The sequence below is a fragment of the Arcticibacter tournemirensis genome (assembly GCF_006716645.1).
GTDB classification, from domain to species: Bacteria; Bacteroidota; Bacteroidia; order Sphingobacteriales; family Sphingobacteriaceae; genus Arcticibacter; species Arcticibacter tournemirensis.
The window spans coordinates 876283-893375 of the sequence record NZ_VFPL01000001.1; the positions used below are offsets into that span (position 1 = coordinate 876283).

Annotated in this window: 11 protein-coding genes; 8 read left to right on the plus strand and 3 right to left on the minus strand. The window is 44.6% G+C overall.

All coding sequences use genetic code 11. The features are described 5' to 3' along the window. Window positions 1-70: 70 nt before the first annotated feature. Window positions 71-1057: an NAD-dependent epimerase/dehydratase family protein gene (locus BDE36_RS03735; RefSeq protein WP_141813782.1), complete on the minus strand. Its 987-nt coding sequence runs from the start codon at window positions 1055-1057 to the stop codon at window positions 71-73. 61 nt (window positions 1058-1118) lie between these two features. Here BDE36_RS03735 and BDE36_RS03740 point away from each other — a divergent pair, with 61 nt between their 5' ends. The 5 genes from BDE36_RS03740 to BDE36_RS03760 all read left to right on the plus strand — a co-directional run bounded on the left by BDE36_RS03740 (window position 1119) and on the right by BDE36_RS03760 (window position 8606). After that, window positions 1119-2303, plus strand: coding sequence for a formimidoylglutamase (locus BDE36_RS03740; RefSeq protein WP_141813783.1), 1185 nt, complete (start codon window positions 1119-1121; stop codon window positions 2301-2303). A 118-nt stretch (window positions 2304-2421) separates the two neighbouring features. Further along, window positions 2422-3072, plus strand: a complete 651-nt coding sequence (locus tag BDE36_RS03745) for a TetR/AcrR family transcriptional regulator (RefSeq protein ID WP_141813784.1) — start codon at window positions 2422-2424, stop codon at window positions 3070-3072. A gap of 87 nt (window positions 3073-3159) precedes the next feature. Beyond that, window positions 3160-4485: a TolC family protein gene (locus BDE36_RS03750; RefSeq protein ID WP_235904384.1), complete on the plus strand. Its 1326-nt coding sequence runs from the start codon at window positions 3160-3162 to the stop codon at window positions 4483-4485. 6 nt (window positions 4486-4491) lie between these two features. Continuing rightward, a complete protein-coding gene (locus BDE36_RS03755) occupies window positions 4492-5541 on the plus strand; it encodes an efflux RND transporter periplasmic adaptor subunit (RefSeq protein ID WP_141813786.1) in 1050 nt (349 codons plus the stop codon). Between the two features lie 11 nt (window positions 5542-5552). Beyond that, window positions 5553-8606: an efflux RND transporter permease subunit gene (locus BDE36_RS03760; protein ID WP_141813787.1), complete on the plus strand. Its 3054-nt coding sequence runs from the start codon at window positions 5553-5555 to the stop codon at window positions 8604-8606. Here the strand turns inward: BDE36_RS03760 and BDE36_RS03765 are convergent. Beyond that, on the minus strand, window positions 8603-9589 hold the full coding sequence (locus tag BDE36_RS03765; protein WP_141813788.1) for a hypothetical protein: 987 nt from the start codon (window positions 9587-9589) through the stop codon (window positions 8603-8605). The genes BDE36_RS03760 and BDE36_RS03765 overlap by 4 nt on opposite strands. Window positions 9590-10034: 445 nt before the next feature. Then, complete coding sequence (locus tag BDE36_RS03770; protein WP_202618180.1) at window positions 10035-11084, minus strand: GntR family transcriptional regulator; 1050 nt, start codon at window positions 11082-11084, stop codon at window positions 10035-10037. A gap of 347 nt (window positions 11085-11431) precedes the next feature. On the opposite strand from BDE36_RS03770, the gene BDE36_RS03775 reads away from it, so the two are divergent. Genes BDE36_RS03775 through BDE36_RS03785 form a run of 3 tightly spaced genes read left to right on the plus strand, consistent with a single transcriptional unit; the run spans window position 11432 to window position 17082 of the window. Continuing rightward, on the plus strand, window positions 11432-14590 hold the full coding sequence (locus BDE36_RS03775) for a SusC/RagA family TonB-linked outer membrane protein (RefSeq protein ID WP_141813789.1): 3159 nt from the start codon (window positions 11432-11434) through the stop codon (window positions 14588-14590). Between the two features lie 18 nt (window positions 14591-14608). Continuing rightward, a complete protein-coding gene (locus BDE36_RS03780; RefSeq protein ID WP_141813790.1) occupies window positions 14609-16177 on the plus strand; it encodes a RagB/SusD family nutrient uptake outer membrane protein in 1569 nt (522 codons plus the stop codon). 23 nt (window positions 16178-16200) lie between these two features. Further along, window positions 16201-17082: a DUF5017 domain-containing protein gene (locus BDE36_RS03785; RefSeq protein ID WP_161987529.1), complete on the plus strand. Its 882-nt coding sequence runs from the start codon at window positions 16201-16203 to the stop codon at window positions 17080-17082. Window positions 17083-17093 lie beyond the last annotated feature (11 nt).

Below are 17093 nucleotides of genomic sequence, written 5' to 3' on the forward strand. Positions count from 1 at the left end.
TTTAATTTCAATACTATAACTCACCGAAGCCATTGCTCATCAACAATCGTCCCCTTTCAACTGTCCATTCTCAATTGTCCCCTGTCAATTGTCCATTTTCAATGATCCATTCTTTTATGCTCTCCTTCACCGGTTTAAACCTGAAATCAGGAAAGAAGCGTAAGAATTTTTCTGAAGAGTAGCTCGTCTGTTTAGAAGCACTGTGTGCCGTATCCTTTGTCAGGCCGTATTTCTTACCCGTGAAAAATCCGGCGAGCCGGGTGAGCCGCCAGGCAATCGAGAGCAGCCAGGGTCTGGCCCTGATATTAGGCGTTTTAGTTCCAAGTGCGTGTGCTACTGTTTCAAATACCGTCTTGAAAGCGATGTTTTCTGAGTTAAGAATGAAGCGTTCAGAGCGAACGTCGGCTTCCATCAGCAAGATCATCGCCCTCGCAACATCTTCAACATCCGCCATTCCGCAAACACCATCTGTATAGAACTTTGATCCCTTCCGCGCCATGTCAAAAATTTGACCGCTTCCCTGGGTTCCCGCGTTTTTACCAATAATGATGGAGGGATTCACAATGACAGCGTTCAGTCCTTCTGCAATTCCCCGCCAAACTTCCATTTCACTTTCGTATTTCGAAATAGAATAACCGTGCTGGCTTCCGTCAAATTCCCAAAAGCTCTTTTCATTTACAGCGTTTCCGTTCTTCGGATCTCCCAGCGCCGCCACAGAGCTAACATGCACCAGTTTCTCGACGCCGTGCTCCATGCACAGGTCAACAACATATGCGGTGCCTTCTTCATTTACTCTGATCATTTTCTTTTTGTCAGATGGCTGAAATGAAATGGTGGCTGCACAATGGTACACGTGGCTGATCCCTGCAAATGCCTTTTCAAGAGAAAAATAGTCGAGCAGGTCGGAGTCGAACCACTCAATCTGAGGGATGGATTTTAAAGTATCGGGAATTACAGAGCTTTCGCGTTTCAATGCCCGAACCCTTTTCCCTTGTGCGTATAGTTGTCTTACTAATTCTGAACCTAAAAAACCTGTTGCGCCAGTAACCAATATCATCCGGCAAAATTTTGAAAATGCTTTCAAAAGTAAATGAATAAAATGGATATTTGGAGCGAATATGTCTTTAAACGATTTTTTCTCGCCTGTCGATCACGATAAAATTAGCCCCCAGTCAGGTTTTCTGCCTGGCCAGCTGGGTGCACGAGCTATAATTTATTCCGGCGAATTTCCCGAATTAAGTAAGGAAAACTTTGATATAGCTTTATTTGGGGTACTTGACGACAGGAATGCGGTAAACAATCAGGGATGTGCCCTCGGCCCCGATTATGTACGGGAAAAGCTATATAGTTTGTATGAGGGAACAGCGAACATGCGTATTGCAGATCTTGGCAATATTAAAGCTGGTCACACTGTTTCCGACACCTATATCGCCGTAAAGACGGTAGTTGCAGAACTTGTAAAAGAGAATATCCTTCCTGTCATTATTGGCGGGGGGCAAGATCTTACATACGCTCAATATATGGCCTACGAGGAGCTTGAGCAAAAGGCCGATCTTGTTGTTATCGATCCGAAATTCGACCTCGACGGTACTACTGATGTCTCTACCATTGAAACAAAGTCGGATGCTTATTTGAATAAGATCTTCCTTCATCAACCCAATTATCTTTTTAACTTCAGTAATATTGGTTATCAGAGTTATTACGTTAACCAGGACAGCCTTCGCGTGATGGAGCAGCTGTTATTTGACGTGAATCGACTTGGCGACTTTTACGGAAGAATTCCTGTTGCAGAACCTATTATTCGCAATGCTAACATATTAAGCTTTGATATTTCAGCAATCCGGTCATCCGATGCAGGCGGAAACGCGAATGCCAATCCAAACGGTTTTTACGGCGAAGAAGCCTGCCAGTTATGTCGCTATGCCGGCATGAGCGACAAGCTGAGCTCTTTCGGATTGTACGAATTTAACCCGGCTTTTGACCGCAACGGACAAACAGCAATGTTACTTGCCCAAATGATATGGTATCTTTTTGATGGATATTATCAGCGGAAAAGTGATTTTCCTCTTCAGCCTAAATCTCAATACCTCATTTACAGAGCAACACTCAGCGACAATACCCATGAGCTTGTTTTTGTAAAAAGCAAAAAGTCGGATCGCTGGTGGATGCAGGTTCCTTATCCCACAAGTCATTCGGGGAACGACCGGTACCATCTTGTTCCCTGTCGCTACGACGATTATCAGACTGCCGTGAACGGCGAAATGCCAGACCTCTGGTGGCGTACCTATCAGAAGCTGGTGTAAAAGGGAATCTTGAGTCTGAGTCTTGGGACTTGAGTAAAAGCGAAAAGTAGAGAGCCCAATCTAATCTTAAATCTTTTTTTAAATATTAACACTGTTAAGTATATTTGCGGTGTTATTTATGGGAATAAAAGAAAGAAAAGAACGGCATAAGGAAGATCTAAAGCAATTAATACTTGATACGGCCAAGGCCTTATTTATGAAATATGGCTATGAAGCGACCTCAATCCGTAAGATTGCAGCTGAGATAGAGTTTAGTCCTACTACTATTTATCTTTATTATAAGGATAAGAGCGATATCATTTATGCGCTTCATCAGGAAGGTTTTAAGCTGATGGGACAAAAGTTCAGTGCCCTGATTAACGTAGAACATCCTTTTGAGCGCTTGAAAGCGATGGGTAAAACCTATATGCAATTTGCTCTTGAGAATAGCGATTTCTATGAACTAATGTTCATCATGAAAGAGCCGCTTGAGTTTTTAGACAATAATTGTGGTGATACACCCGGCGGGGAGGGATGGCCTGAAGGTTATAATACCTTTAATTCATTGTTGATGACAATAGAAGAATGCCAGCGGGTGGGTTATTTCAAAGGTCATGAACCCAGAGTCTTCGCTTTGATGGTATGGTCTACTATGCACGGTTTGTGCAGCCTTACAGTGCACGGACATTTAGGACACATGGCAAAGAGCCATAACTTTTTTGAGGATGGGGTAGAAGCCCTTGAAGCTGCATTTGCAAGCTATGTCCGATTGCTTGAAGGTGTGAAATAAATTTTTTTTATCCACTTATTAACGGTGTTAATAATGAGAACAGTATTAATTGTATGTATGATTTTTTTATCCTGTTTGCCTTGCTCAATGAGCCATGCGCAGGTAGCGACGGAGAGAAATCCTCTTGACGCATATATTGCTGAGGGTTTAAAAAACAATATAGTCATTCAGCAGAAGGATATTTCGCTAGAGAAAGCTCTGCTTTCGCTTCAAACAGCGAAGAGCCTGTTTTTGCCTACCATAGCTTTCCAAATGAACTATCAGACAGCCGACGGCGGGCGGAATATTCCATTGCCCCTCGGCGATTTGCTGAACGGCGCTTATGCCACCTTAAATCAGTTGACAAACTCTCAGAACTTTCCCCAACTCGAAAATCAGTCAATAACCTTTCTTCCGAAGAACTTCTACGATGCTAAACTACGTACTACGGTTCCTGTGATCAACTCCGACATTATCTACAATCGAAAGATCAGCGGGCAGCAGGTTGTTCTGCAGGAATTTGAAGTTGCAACCTATCGCAGGGAACTGGTTAAAAATATAAAGTCGGCCTATTTTAACTACCTCACAGCTCTCAACGCTGTGGACATCTATCAGTCGACCATAGACCTGGCAAACGAAGGAAAACGAGTAAACGAGAAGCTACTGGAGAACGGAAAGGGACTGCACGCTTATGTATTAAGGGCTAATAGTGAAATTGCCTCAGCACAGGCTCAGCTTACTCAGGCAAAACAGCAGGTTGAAAACGCAAAGTTATATTTCAATTCATTATTGAACCGTCCGGGCGATTCACCTGTCGATACCGCGTATAATGCCGACGCTGGTCTTATTCATGCTTCCGTGCAATTAAAAGAGGAAACAGGTCCCGCTGCGCGCGAAGAACTACAGTCACTGCAACAAGGAATTCGCATCAACGAAACAGTAGTGAAAATGAATAAAAGCTATTGGATCCCCAAATTAAGTGGGTTTCTTGATCTCGGCTCTCAGGCTGAAGGATGGAAATATAACGACCAGTCTCGGTATTACCTCGCAGGCTTGCAACTCGATCTTCCTGTTTTTGCCGGAAACCGTAACCAGCAGAAGTTGAAACAAGCGGGCCTCGACGCCAGGAACGCGCAGCTGAATCTCGATCTGGTACAGCAACAGCTTGAGCTGAGCAGCAGCGTTGCCCGTAATAATCTAAAAGCGGCATGGGAGACTTATCGATCAGCGCAGGTGCAGCTAGAAGCAGCAGAGTCGTATCAGAGACTCATCGAACGCGGCTTCAGAGCGGGTACAAACACCTATATAGAAACGGTAGACGCCCGTACCCAACTGACCTCTGCCCGGATGGCGGTCCTAATAAATAAGTATAATGTTCTTGCTGCTTCTGCAACCCTCGAACGGGAAACAGCTTCATACACGTTCAGTAAATAAGATATCATGAAAAAGACACTTTTTATTCATAGCATAGGTTTGTTCTGCTCATTGCTGCTGTTCTCATGCGGTAATAATAAGCAGTCGGATGAGGCTGTACAGGAAGATATAATACCGGTAAGGCTGCAGCCGCTTGAGCTGGGCAGCGATGGAACGATAGTGCATGCTTCTGGTTTATTTACAACGGACGATGAAACCGTATTATCTTTTAAAACAGGCGGTGTCATAAACCGCATTTTTGTGAAAGAGGGCGATGCTGTAAAGGCGGGGCAGGTGTTGGCAACCCTGAATCTAACGGAGGTAAACGCAGGTGCACAGCAGGCCACTTTAGCAAAAGAGAAAGCACAACGGGACTATCAGAGAGCCTTTAGATTATATAAAGACAGCGTGGCGACGCTCGAGCAAATGCAGAATGCGCGTACAGCACTGGAAGTTGCAACTCAGCAGCTGAAGGCTGTCTCGTTCAACAAGCAGTATTCCGAAATCCGGGCGACGGTTAGTGGCTTTGTTCTCCAGAAGTTCGCTAACGAAGGCCAGATGGTAGGGCCGGGAACTCCCGTACTGCAGGTCAATGGGGCAGGTAAGGGGCAATGGTTGTTGAAAGTTGGGGTGAGTGACCGCCAATGGGCAGCTATTGCCAGGGGAGACAAGGCTACCGTTCAGACGGATGCCCTGCCTGGAAAAGTATTGCAGGCATACGTATTCAAAAAGTCAGAAGGCATTGATCCTTCGTCCGGGACGTTCATTATTCATCTTAAACTAAATGCAAAGGCTGAAGGATTGGCGTCGGGTTTGTTTGGAAAAGCTGCCATTACGCCTTCTGTGAAAATAGTGAACACCTGGGCTATTCCTTATGACGCACTTCTGGATGGCGATGGCGGAAAGGGTTATGTATTTACTTCAGATGACCGCAAAACGGCAAAAAAAACAGAGGTAAAAATAGGAGAGATACACCAGGATAGTGTGACGATAACCGGCGGACTGGAGAATGCAAAGTTTTTGATTGTCTCCGGCAGTCCCTACCTGAACGACGGATCTAAAATCAAAGTGCAGTAAGGAGGCGTACGATGGATATTTCGAAATATGCAGTAAAAAACTATCAGTTTACCCTCATCATGGTGCTGATGGTAGTTGCGGTTGGTATAAGCACCTTGCTGACGATGCCAAGGGCAGAAGACCCGGACATGAAGACGCCACAGTTTCCCGTGGTGATAATATACCCCGGTACCAGTCCCAAAGACATGGAGCAACTGGTGGTAAAGCCGCTCGAGTCAAAACTTTATGGGCTGGATAATATCAAACGTATAAAGACAAATGTGCTGAACGGCCTGGCCGTAATCAATGTCGAATACAGGCATGGCAGTAATGTAGAGGATAAATATCAGGAACTGATCAGGGAGATAGGTGCGCTTCGCAGTCAGCTGCCCCAGGATATTTACAGCATAGATGTGCAGAAGGTGGAACCCTCCGGAGTGAACGTTCTGCAGATAGCGCTAATTTCGGAAAATGCATCTCGGGGCAAGATGAAAAAGTTCTCGGAAGATCTTCAGGATGAGCTTGAAAAGATATCTTCACTCAAGGATGTGAGGATCCACGGGTTGCCCCAACAACTCATCAGGATAGATGTACAGCCCGACCGGCTTGAACAATTACATATTCCACTTGCTACCGTTATGCAGGCGGTGCAAAGTGAAGCAGGCAATATACCGGGAGGAAGCATTATAGCAGGAGGAAAGTCTTTTAGCGTGAAGACCAGTGGAAATTATCAAAGCATAGAGCAGATAAAGAACACAATCATTTCCAGTAACGCAGGCAAGAATATTCTCCTGCGGGATGTAGGCAATGTGTATCCTGATTATGCCCCGGAGACACATATGACCCGTCTTAACAGTCACCGTTGCCTTTTTGTAACGGCTGCCCAGAAGGAGGGTGAAAATATCAGTGCAACACAGGAAATGTATCTGCCCGTTATTGAGAAATTTAAAACGACCCTTCCCGCCAATATAGATCTGGTGGTGAACTTCGATCAGGCCGACAATGTAAACCATCGGCTGAAAGGCCTTGGTATCGACTTTGCCATAGCCGTTTTTTTGGTACTGATCACTTTGTTACCTCTGGGTTCAAGAGCTTCGTTGGTGGTGATGATTGCTATTCCCTTGTCGCTGTCCATCGGCGTTGTACTTGTACATCTTGCCGGTTTTAGTCTTAATCAGTTAAGTATTGTCGGTTTTGTTGTGGCATTGGGCTTACTGGTTGACGATAGTATTGTCGTTATTGAAAATATAGAACGCTGGATGAGGGAGGGGCATTCCCGGCTGGAAGCGGCGCTCAAAGCAACAAAGCAGATTGCAATGGCCGTTGTTGGGTGTACGGCCACTCTCGTTATTGCCTTTATGCCTCTGATGTTTATGCCGGAAGCTTCAGGTGATTTTATAAGAAGTCTGCCTACAGCGGTGATCAGCTCTGTACTTGCATCCATGCTGATTGCGCTTACTGTAGTTCCTTTTCTGGCGAGCCGCATGCTTAAGCCGCATGCGAACCCTGCGGGAAACGTTGTTTTACGCGCATTTCAAAAAGTAATTCATGGCACGTATTCTGTATTGTTGGATAAGGCGCTGAAGAAACCATGGCATACCATTGTCATTGCAGTGGTTATTTTCGGAGCGTCTCTATCACTCATTCCCGTTATTGGGTTCAGCCTGTTCCCTTCATCAGAAAAACCGCAATTCCTGATAGATATTACAGCCCCTCTTCAGTCCAATATATACTATACCGACAGCATCACCAGGCAGATAGAACGAAAGTTAAAAAGCATGCCCGAAGTGAAGTATTATTCGTCGAACGTTGGAAAGGGAAATCCCCGGATCTATTATAATGTAATCCAGCAGAATGAGAAGTCCGATCTTGCCGAGATCTTTGTTCAATTGCGACCCGATACCCGGGCCGACAGGAAGACGGAGATTATTGCAGAGCTAAGGAAGGCCTGGACGCCCTATCCCGGCGCTAAAATAGAAGTAAAGGATTTCGAACAGGGAATTCCTATGATCTCTCCTGTAGAAGTACGGCTTTTGGGCGACAATCTGGATACCCTTCGGAATCTGGCATCCAGGGTCGAAGCGCTGCTCAAAAACACGGAGGGGGCAATCTATGTGAACAACCCGGTGAGAAACAATAAAACGGATATACGCGTAGATATCAACCGGCAAAAAGCGCTGGCTTTGGGTGTCCCCGCCGTAAATGTCGATCGCACGGTAAGAATGGCGCTGGCAGGTATCGACCTTGGAGTATTTTCAGATCCAGCTACTGATAATGATGATTATCTTTTGCGTATGAGTATTCCCAGGCCGTCCTATCCCGACTTGTCCGTTTTTGATGGTATCTATGTCAATAATGTGAAGGGAGGAGCGGTACCTCTGAATCAGCTTGCAACGCTCCGGTTAGAATCTTCGCCCTCAAATATCAATCATATTAATAAAGAGCGTACGGTTTCTGTCAATAGTTTTGTTCAGAAGGGCTATCAGAATGACCGTGTCATTCAGGATGTGATCAGCAAAATGGATCAAATGACGTTTCCTGCCGGATATCATTACCAAATGGGAGGGGAGGTAGAGACCACCCAGGAGTCGTTTGGCGGCTTCGGGACCATCGTCCTTATTACCGTCTTCCTGTTTATCGCGGTGCTCGTACTCGAATTTAAGACATTCAAGAGTACCCTGATCGTTCTTTCGGTCATTCCCTTAGGTATTGTGGGAGCCGTATTGGCTTTACTGGTTACAGGAAACACCCTTTCATTTGTCGCCACGGTTGGTATAGTTGCGCTTGCCGGTATTGAAGTGAAGAACACCATCCTTCTGGTCGACTTTACCAACCAGCTGCGGCGGGATGGAATGCCACTGAACGATGCGATTGAAAAAGCAGGTGAAATCCGTTTTCTGCCTATTATTCTAACCTCGCTGACCGCTATTGGCGGTTTATTGCCCATCGCCTGGTCTAGTAACCCATTAATCTCTCCTTTGGCGATTGTCATGATCGGAGGACTGATCAGTTCAACACTCCTGTCGAGGGTCGTAACGCCTGTGGTGTACAAATTGATGCCGCCGGTGATAAAGCACCCCCACTAAAACTTCACCCTCTTCCCCTTGAGGGAAGAGATATCGTTTATGCTGGCCTTTTCTCTTTTTCGTTGCCGGGATTGCACCTCTTTGGGAACCTTCTTTCCCTTAGGCCACATCGCTTCCCGCAGGACATCGTTGCCAAAGTACTCCAGCATATCAAACACCCGCTGGGGCCGCCCTGTAGATTTCATTTCCTTGTCGTCGTCTTCCACGCGCTTTGCTCCGTAGCCTGCAGGAGCTTCGCCTTCTGAGGCATAAGTGGCGATCAGGGCTGCGGGACAATACTCCTTCGTGTTCATGCTCTCATAGCGCAGCTCATACTCATTGTAGCTCAGGCAACTGACCGAAGCTATCAGGATCAAAAGACTTCCCTGGGGGACCTCGCCGTCAAACAGCAGCTCCTGTGCTTCTATGGTGTCGTCCTTGTCTATCTCCACATCCTTTACCCCCACATATTCATAGAACTCCTGCCGGAAGTTGAAGGCCACCAGCATGAAGCGTAGCCGATACCGGTCGATCTTCTCCTTTTTAAAGGGAGAAACAATATCCGTTTGGGCATTGATCTGCGGAAGACTTACCACCACCTGTCCCTGCTTATTACGCCGGACTGCCGGTTTTACCTTCAGGCAGTCGGAGAGTTTACTGTTGAGGTTAAACTCCATCCCCTCCAGGAAACCCAGTTCACCGTCGTGCAGGTCGCGTTCCCCGCGTCCTTTGATACGGCTGTTACGGATACACTGGTAGACCGCCCTGGAGAGGCGGTTGATCATGCCGCCGTCGTAAAGATCGCGGTATGCCGGAAGGAAAGCCTCGCGGATGACCCTTCCGCAGCTGCTTGACATGCCAAACTCGGAGGCACTCTCACGGCTGGCTACTGTTTGTTTAAATCTTTTGGGCTGCCCCTGAACCACGGTCATGCCCCTGTACCTGCGATAGATAACGGTCCCAGCCTTGCCGTGGATACCGCCCTTATTGTCTAAAATTGCCATATATTAAGTTATTCTGCTTTTGCAGCAGCCATCAGCAATACGGTAAAGGAAACAGCACTATCCGGGATAAAAGGTCTTGCAAATGCCTGCCTGCACAGAGAGTAAAGTTGAGGATAAAAAGAAAAAAATGCAGGAAAAAGTACAATTTAAAACGAATATAAAATACAGAAAATGAAAACATTGGAGTGACCGGGATCCCACCGGTGACTGCCCCCATTGTGTATGTCGCAAAAAAGAACCACTACAGAAGCAGTAGTGAGTCCATGTTTCATATAAAAACGTGGACTTATCGGGGGTTTTGCATGGGATTAGTACTGGTTCATACAAACGCCGGTTAGCACGGGGTTAGTGCCGGGGTTGAGATTGTCAAAAGGCATAAAAAGGCTACTATCGAAAGGCAGCAACTTTCGTGAATTTTCGCTCGCTTTATAAGATACTGAAAAGGCTACAAGGAGTTTCTTAGAATAACCTTCGAGGGGTCGCGCATCCGTATTATCCTTTTTTCGATGATTGCCTTAGCTGCTTCTTCTCCCATTTTATCAAAGTCTGTACTGATCACCGTTATCCCGTTTTCAAGAACTTCCTTCACGGCAGTATCGTTATATGAAAGAAGTCCTATGTCTTTTCCCAGCTTCCAGTTATTTTTTCTTGAGAGTTTTATTATGCTGACATCGTCCAGATCGTACCTTCCGAAAGTGATGTAGACATTACCCTTTTCAAACGCTTCTTCCTCGACTCTATGAGCGATCTTGTTTTTAAATTTATACTCTTTGCTAAACAGTTTAAAGCCAGCTATAACCGCATGAGCATGATAGGCCTCCTCGGGCGCGATGAGAATAAGTTGGTTGTATTTCTTAAGCCGGGGCAGCAGTTCCACCAACGAATCATAAATATTGGATTTAAAGTCCTGGTAAATAGATGTATAATCGCCACTCAGGTTCTTTTCGTCATAATCAATGATAATCCTTTTATGGGGCGGAATCTGGTTTAATAGCGCTGAAGGATCTTCCCTCAGAAAGGTGGTGATCACAAAGTGCGTGTAATTATTTAAATTTTCATGGATTAGCTTTTCAAATACTTTGAAGTTATGATGGTGGAAAAACACGTCTACATCCGCAAAATCTTTAATGGTATTCAGAAAGGAATAGTAGATACGGTCGCGAAGGATGTTCATCTTGTCGAGAAGAAAAAATATCCTGTATGGATGATGCTGTGCTTTTCTTCTAACATAATAGCCTTTCCGATATACTGATTCGATGATGCCTTTTTCTGAAAGATAATTTAAACCTTTAAGGACGGTTTCCTTACTCATGCCGAGCTGCTCTTCCAACTGCTTTAAAGAGGGGAGGCGGTCGTTCACATGCAATTGATCTGTTTCTATCTGGTGATTTATGTGCTCTGCCAGTTGCATGTATTTCATACGGTGATTGAATGGCTGAAGAGACTCGTCTGCTGAGATTTCAGTCGCTTCAGGGGCGTGCGGTGACGATTTCATAATTTAAACGCAAAAGTAAACAAATATTTATTGTTTTAACCAAACCAGACCAGTCATGTTGCAAAGCTCATCGATATAGATTTTTTAAAAAACCTTTTTTTGTTAATTAAGAATATGTATACTTGCCTCAGTAAATATATAGACCAGACCAAACCAAACTATAACGTATATAAATAACCAGTTATGAAACATTCTTTTTTAATGCAATTAAAATTTGGGGGCTCGCCGGGGATGGACCTTTCATGGTGTGCAAATCCATTATGGATTGACAGGATAGTATTACTATGCTGGACTTGTCTTTATAGACAGAATGCCGGCAGTTCAATAGACTTTAAAGGATGAATTTTATGAAAAAACAAATACCAGTTTATTTAGGTGTGCTTATTTTTTTCCTCATTTGTTCGCCGGTGGTAACCGCCTATGCACAGCAGAAGGTTTTTAAAACCATTTCCGGAAAGGTTGCCGATGGAATGAATGAGCCGTTGGCGGGTGTAACGGTAATGATCAAAGGTAAACAGACTGCTGTACAGACCAATAACGATGGCCTTTATTCGATACCCGTAGCTGATTCGATGAATGTGATGCTTCGTTTTTCTTACATGGGTTTTACTACTAGAGAGATATGGGTAGCTGCAAAAAACACCATATTAAACGTGGTGTTGCAGAGCGATGTAAAAGCGTTGGACGATGTGGTTATCATTGGCTATGGCTCTGTACGAAGAAGAGATTTAACGGGAGCCGTTGGGCAGGCTGACGTTGGAGATATGAAGAAAGCCCCCGTTCCCAGCTTTGCGGAAGCACTGGCCGGACGGGTGGCTGGTGTACAGGTGAACTCCAACGACGGGCAGCCTGGAAATGAAATGAATATCGTAGTAAGAGGAAACAATTCCGTTACTCAGGATAATTCGCCGTTGTATGTAATTGATGGATTTCCTGTGGAAACTGCTTCGAACAATATTATAAACCCCGAGGAAATAGAAAGTATTGAAGTCTTAAAGGATGCTTCCGCTACGGCTATATACGGAGCAAGAGGCGCCAATGGTGTAATCATGATTACAACAAAGAAAGGAAAGAAGGGCGAGCCTGTCATAAGCTATGATGGATGGGTTGGCAGCCATCAGGTCAATAAAAAGCAGGAAGTATTAAGTCCCTATGAGTTTGTAAAATATCAGCTTGAGCAAAATCCTACTGTCTATACTCCTATTTATCTGAACAACGGGAAAACAATCGAAGATTACAGGGATGTAAAGGGAATTAATTGGCAGGATCAGGTTCTCAGGACGGCGTTGGTGCAGAATCATAACCTGGCGATCAGGGGAGGAAATGAGAAAACCCGATATTCGTTGTCCGGATCTTATTTAGATCAGCAAGGTGTTATTCTGAACAGCGGTTTCAGACGCTATCAGGGGCGGTTCGGCTTGGAGCAGGATGTTAGTACAAAATTCAGAGCTTCAGTGAATGTCAATTATTCTGCAACCAAACGTTACGGAACCATTGCTGCAGATGCACAGACCAGCCCAACCGCCAGTTTGATGTATAGTATGTGGGGATTCAGGCCTGTGACCGGAGATTCGATCAAAGACGCTAATTTACTGGAGCAGCTTTTTGATCCTGATATAGATCCGAGCGCAAATACTGATCTGCGTATTAATCCCTTGCTGGCAACAATCAATGAGTATAATCCATTATTCAATAATGTTCTGATTGTAAATACTCTGGGAGAATATAAAATCACAAAAGATCTGTCATTCCGTGTAACAGGTGGGTTGACAAGTACTAATCAGAGAAGGGAACTATTTAATAATTCTAATTCCCGTCTTGGCCATAATTATACGAATAACAAAGTAAACGGAACAATCAGCAACCGGGAAATAACCAATCTTTTGAATGAAAATACTATCAGGTACAATAAAAGATTTAGCAAAGATCACAATTTAAAAGTGCTTGCAGGGGTCACGATACAGGATATACGTGACTTTTCTAATGGCTTTACTTCAACGCTTGTTCCAAATGAATCTTTGGGTATTAAAGGATTAGACGAGGGACAGATTACAGCAGCCCCGACCACTGATTTATCAAGTGGTTTACTGTCTTATTTGAGTCGTGTAGATTATTCTTATAGGAACCGATACTTGTTTACGGCTTCTATCAGAGCCGACGGATCATCGAAGTTTCTTAAAGAGAATCGCTGGGCATACTTTCCTTCCGCTGCATTTGCCTGGCGCATGAAGGATGAAAGTTTCATGCAAAAACTCGAGTTTTTAAGCGAAGGAAAAGTAAGAATCGGCTACGGAGCTACCGGAAACAACAGGGTCGGCGAATATGCTGCTCTGACGGCTTTACAGATCAATGCTTCGTCGGGATATGCCACTGGAAATAATGCCGGGCAGGGAATTGTGCCCACTAATCTGGGAAATACTGCGTTGAAATGGGAAACGACGGTTCAATCGAACGCCGGAATAGATCTGGGGTTTTTTAAAAACAGAATTAGTCTGACGGCCGATTACTATTACAAAGAAACGAAGGACCTGTTATTAAGGGCTACCCTTGCACCCAGTATGGGGTTTTTGTATGCCTTTAAAAATATAGGGAGAGTTTCTAACCGTGGCCTTGAACTTACTTTGAGTACGATAAATATTGAACGTAAGAATTTCTCGTGGTCATCAGATTTTAATATCGCCTTTAACCGGAATAAGGTACTGTCTTTGAATGAGGATGAACCTAGCCTGGCGACGCGTGTAACATGGGGAAATTTTAATAATGCCTTCCCCTACATTGCAATTCCCGGAAAACCCATCGCTCTTTTTTACGGGATGCTTTTCGATGGCGTATATCAATACAGTGATTTTGATGGTACTACTGGCAGAGGTTATGTTCTGAAAAGAGGAATCCCTAACAATGGGGTTGCGAGAGAAAATATAAAGCCGGGTGATGTAAGGTTTAAAGATATCAATGGTGACAGTCAGATAGATAATAATGATCTTACCATCATTGGCGACCCGAACCCGTTGCATACCGGTGGGTTCAATAATAATTTGTCGTATAAAAAATTCGATCTGAATGTTTTTTTACAATGGAGTTATGGGGGAGATCTCCTAAATGCAAACAGGATAGAGTTCGAGGGCGGAGATCCGGTAACCAGGAATTTCCTTAATATGTTTGAATCGTTTGAAAATAGGTGGACTCCTGAAAATCAGACGAATGATTTGTACAGAGTGGGAGGGCAGGGGCCGGCGGTATATTCGTCAAGAACAATAGAGGACGGCTCTTTTCTCCGGTTGAAAACGCTTGCGCTTGGATATACGCTACCTGCTACGGTTTTGAAAAAAATTAACGTCAAAACGTTAAGGATATATGCAGCTGCTCAGAATCTGGTTACCTGGACCAATTACTCAGGCCTGGATCCGGAAGTGTCTACCGTAAATTCGGCGCTAACGCCAGGGTTTGACTGGTCTCCATATCCTCGTCCAAGGACAATCACACTGGGTTTAAATGCGACTTTTTAATCTTCAATAATGGTTAATATGAAAGGTTTACTTTTTTTTCTGATCACGGTAGTGCTCTGTTTTTCTTCCTGTTCAAAACTGTTGGACAAGGAGCCGGATTTTGTAACTCCTGACAAGTATTTTAATACTGAAGACGAGTTAATGAAAAGTCTGAATGGGGTATACAATCGCCTGATCGATCCGAACGGCCGGATGTACAGCAGGGCATTGTTTAGCTATTTCGCTGTAAGCGATGAAGCATTTTTTAAGAATATATCAATAAATAACATCCGCGTAATGGCAATGGATGCGGCCGATCTTGATATAGGTCGTTTTTGGGAGGTTTGTTACGAGGGCATTAACCGGGCTAACTTATTGATAGAACATGTTGATGGTGCGAATATAGATGCTCAACGGAGAGATGCCATCAAGGGAGAAGCTTTGTTTTTGCGGGGTTACTACTATTTTATACTGTGCGATTTCTTCGGGGCCGTTCCTTTAAAGCTGCAGGCGACTCAGTCGCCAAACGATCCGTTCCTGCCCCGGGCTTCGCTGTCAGAGGTATATAACCAGATCGTGAAGGACATGAAGGAGGCAGAAGGACTGGTGCACGATATCGATTATTTTTCCTATAATGAGCGTGTTTCTAAAACAGCGGTTCAGGCCATTCTTTCAAGAGTGTTTCTAAAAATGGCCGGGGAGCCATTAAAGGACGTATCTAAATTCAATGATGCGCTGGAATATGCCAATAAGGTGATTGCCTCCGGAAAGCATTCGTTAAATCCGAGTTTCAGTCAGATCTTCATTAATCATTGCCAGAAAATCAATGAGCCGAAGGAATGTCTGTGGGAGATTGGGATGTATGGCAATAAAATTGGGAACGTTGATCTTGCCGGAATGGTGGGGGTTGAGAACGGTATTGAATGCCCGAGCGAGGCGATTGGATATTCTGGCGGTGCCATGCGTGTTACGGCCAAGTTGTACAATCTTTTTGGGAATGCGGATACATTGCGTCGTAATTGGAGCATTGCACCTTACAAATATGTGACTTCGAATGGCGCGACAGTTCGCTCTTATTTTACGGGTCAGCAGTTGTATGACCGTAATCCGGGCAAGTGGCGGCGGGAATACGAAACGGGAACCAAGGCACGAAGCTATAATGCAACGAATTTCCCGGTTATACGGTATGCCGATGTCCTGCTTATGAAGGCGGAGGCTGAAAACGAAGTACATGGCGGTCCGACCGAAGAAGCCTACAAAGCTATCAACCAAGTACGCAGGCGGGCATTCGGAAAACCCTTAGATGCAGCTAATCTGGTTTGCGATATTCCGCAGGGATTAGATAAAGATCACTTTCTGACTGAAGTCCAGAACGAACGTGCCAGGGAGCTATGCTTTGAAGGTTTGCGTAAGCATGACCTGATCCGCTGGGGCAGCTATGTAACGACGATGAATGTGACGGGAAGGGATATAGCGGCAACGGCTCCTTCTACTTACAGATATGCCGGCAACGCCGGGATCAATACCACTGCAAGGAATGTATTGTTCCCGATACCTAATACAGAAATAACTGTCAACAAACAGATAATCCAGAATACAGGATGGTAGGAATACCACAAAAGTTTTATCGTATGCATAAGATCTTTTTATACATTTTTTGTGTTTTCATCGCAGCGGGATGCTCGAAGGAAAAAGTAGTTGTACCTGATTTTGAAATTTCCACAGAATCTGGTACCTATAAGGTGGGCGACACTATCACATTCAATTTCTCTGGAAAGCCCGATAATATTACGTTTTATTCGGGAGAACCCGGGCATAACTTTGACTACAGGTCGCGGACCGTCGCAGATAATGACCTGCAGATCGAATTTAAAACGCTTGTACAGTATGCGGTCATCTATGACAATCTTAAACTATTGGTCTCTACGGATTTTAATGGTATTTATAGTGCCGATAATCTCAAACTGGCAACATGGACCGATATCTCTGATCGGGCAACTTTTTCAGCCGGACAGGATAATGTTTCTTCGGGGGTTATCAGCCTTAAGCCCTATGTCAGAGATAACAGCCTGCTATATGTGGCTTTTCACTATACGGACTACAAAAAGTCGCAAGGGCAGAACCGTTGGATAATACGAACATTTACCGCCGACAAAATATCACCGGAGGGGGTGGTATCCAATTTGGCGACAATGGCTACAGGCGGGTGGAAAGGTATTAGCTTACTGAACAGCACGCAGGTATGGACGATCTCTTCGACTCAGTTATTAATGTATGGAGGAACAGCTGCCAATGAAGACAACGACGATTGGGTGATCTCTAAAGGTTTCGATTTCCAATCAGTAGAGCCCGACCTCGGGATCGCGCTGAAAAACGTTAGTACCAGATTGGATAGTTATCAACATGTTTATACAGAGCCTGGAACTTATAAAGTGGTGTTCGAAGCATCATCCGTTAGGTACAATGGTGAGAAGCGGGTGGTCAAGGAGCTGTCGCTGCAAATAATGCCGTAATGTTCTGATAT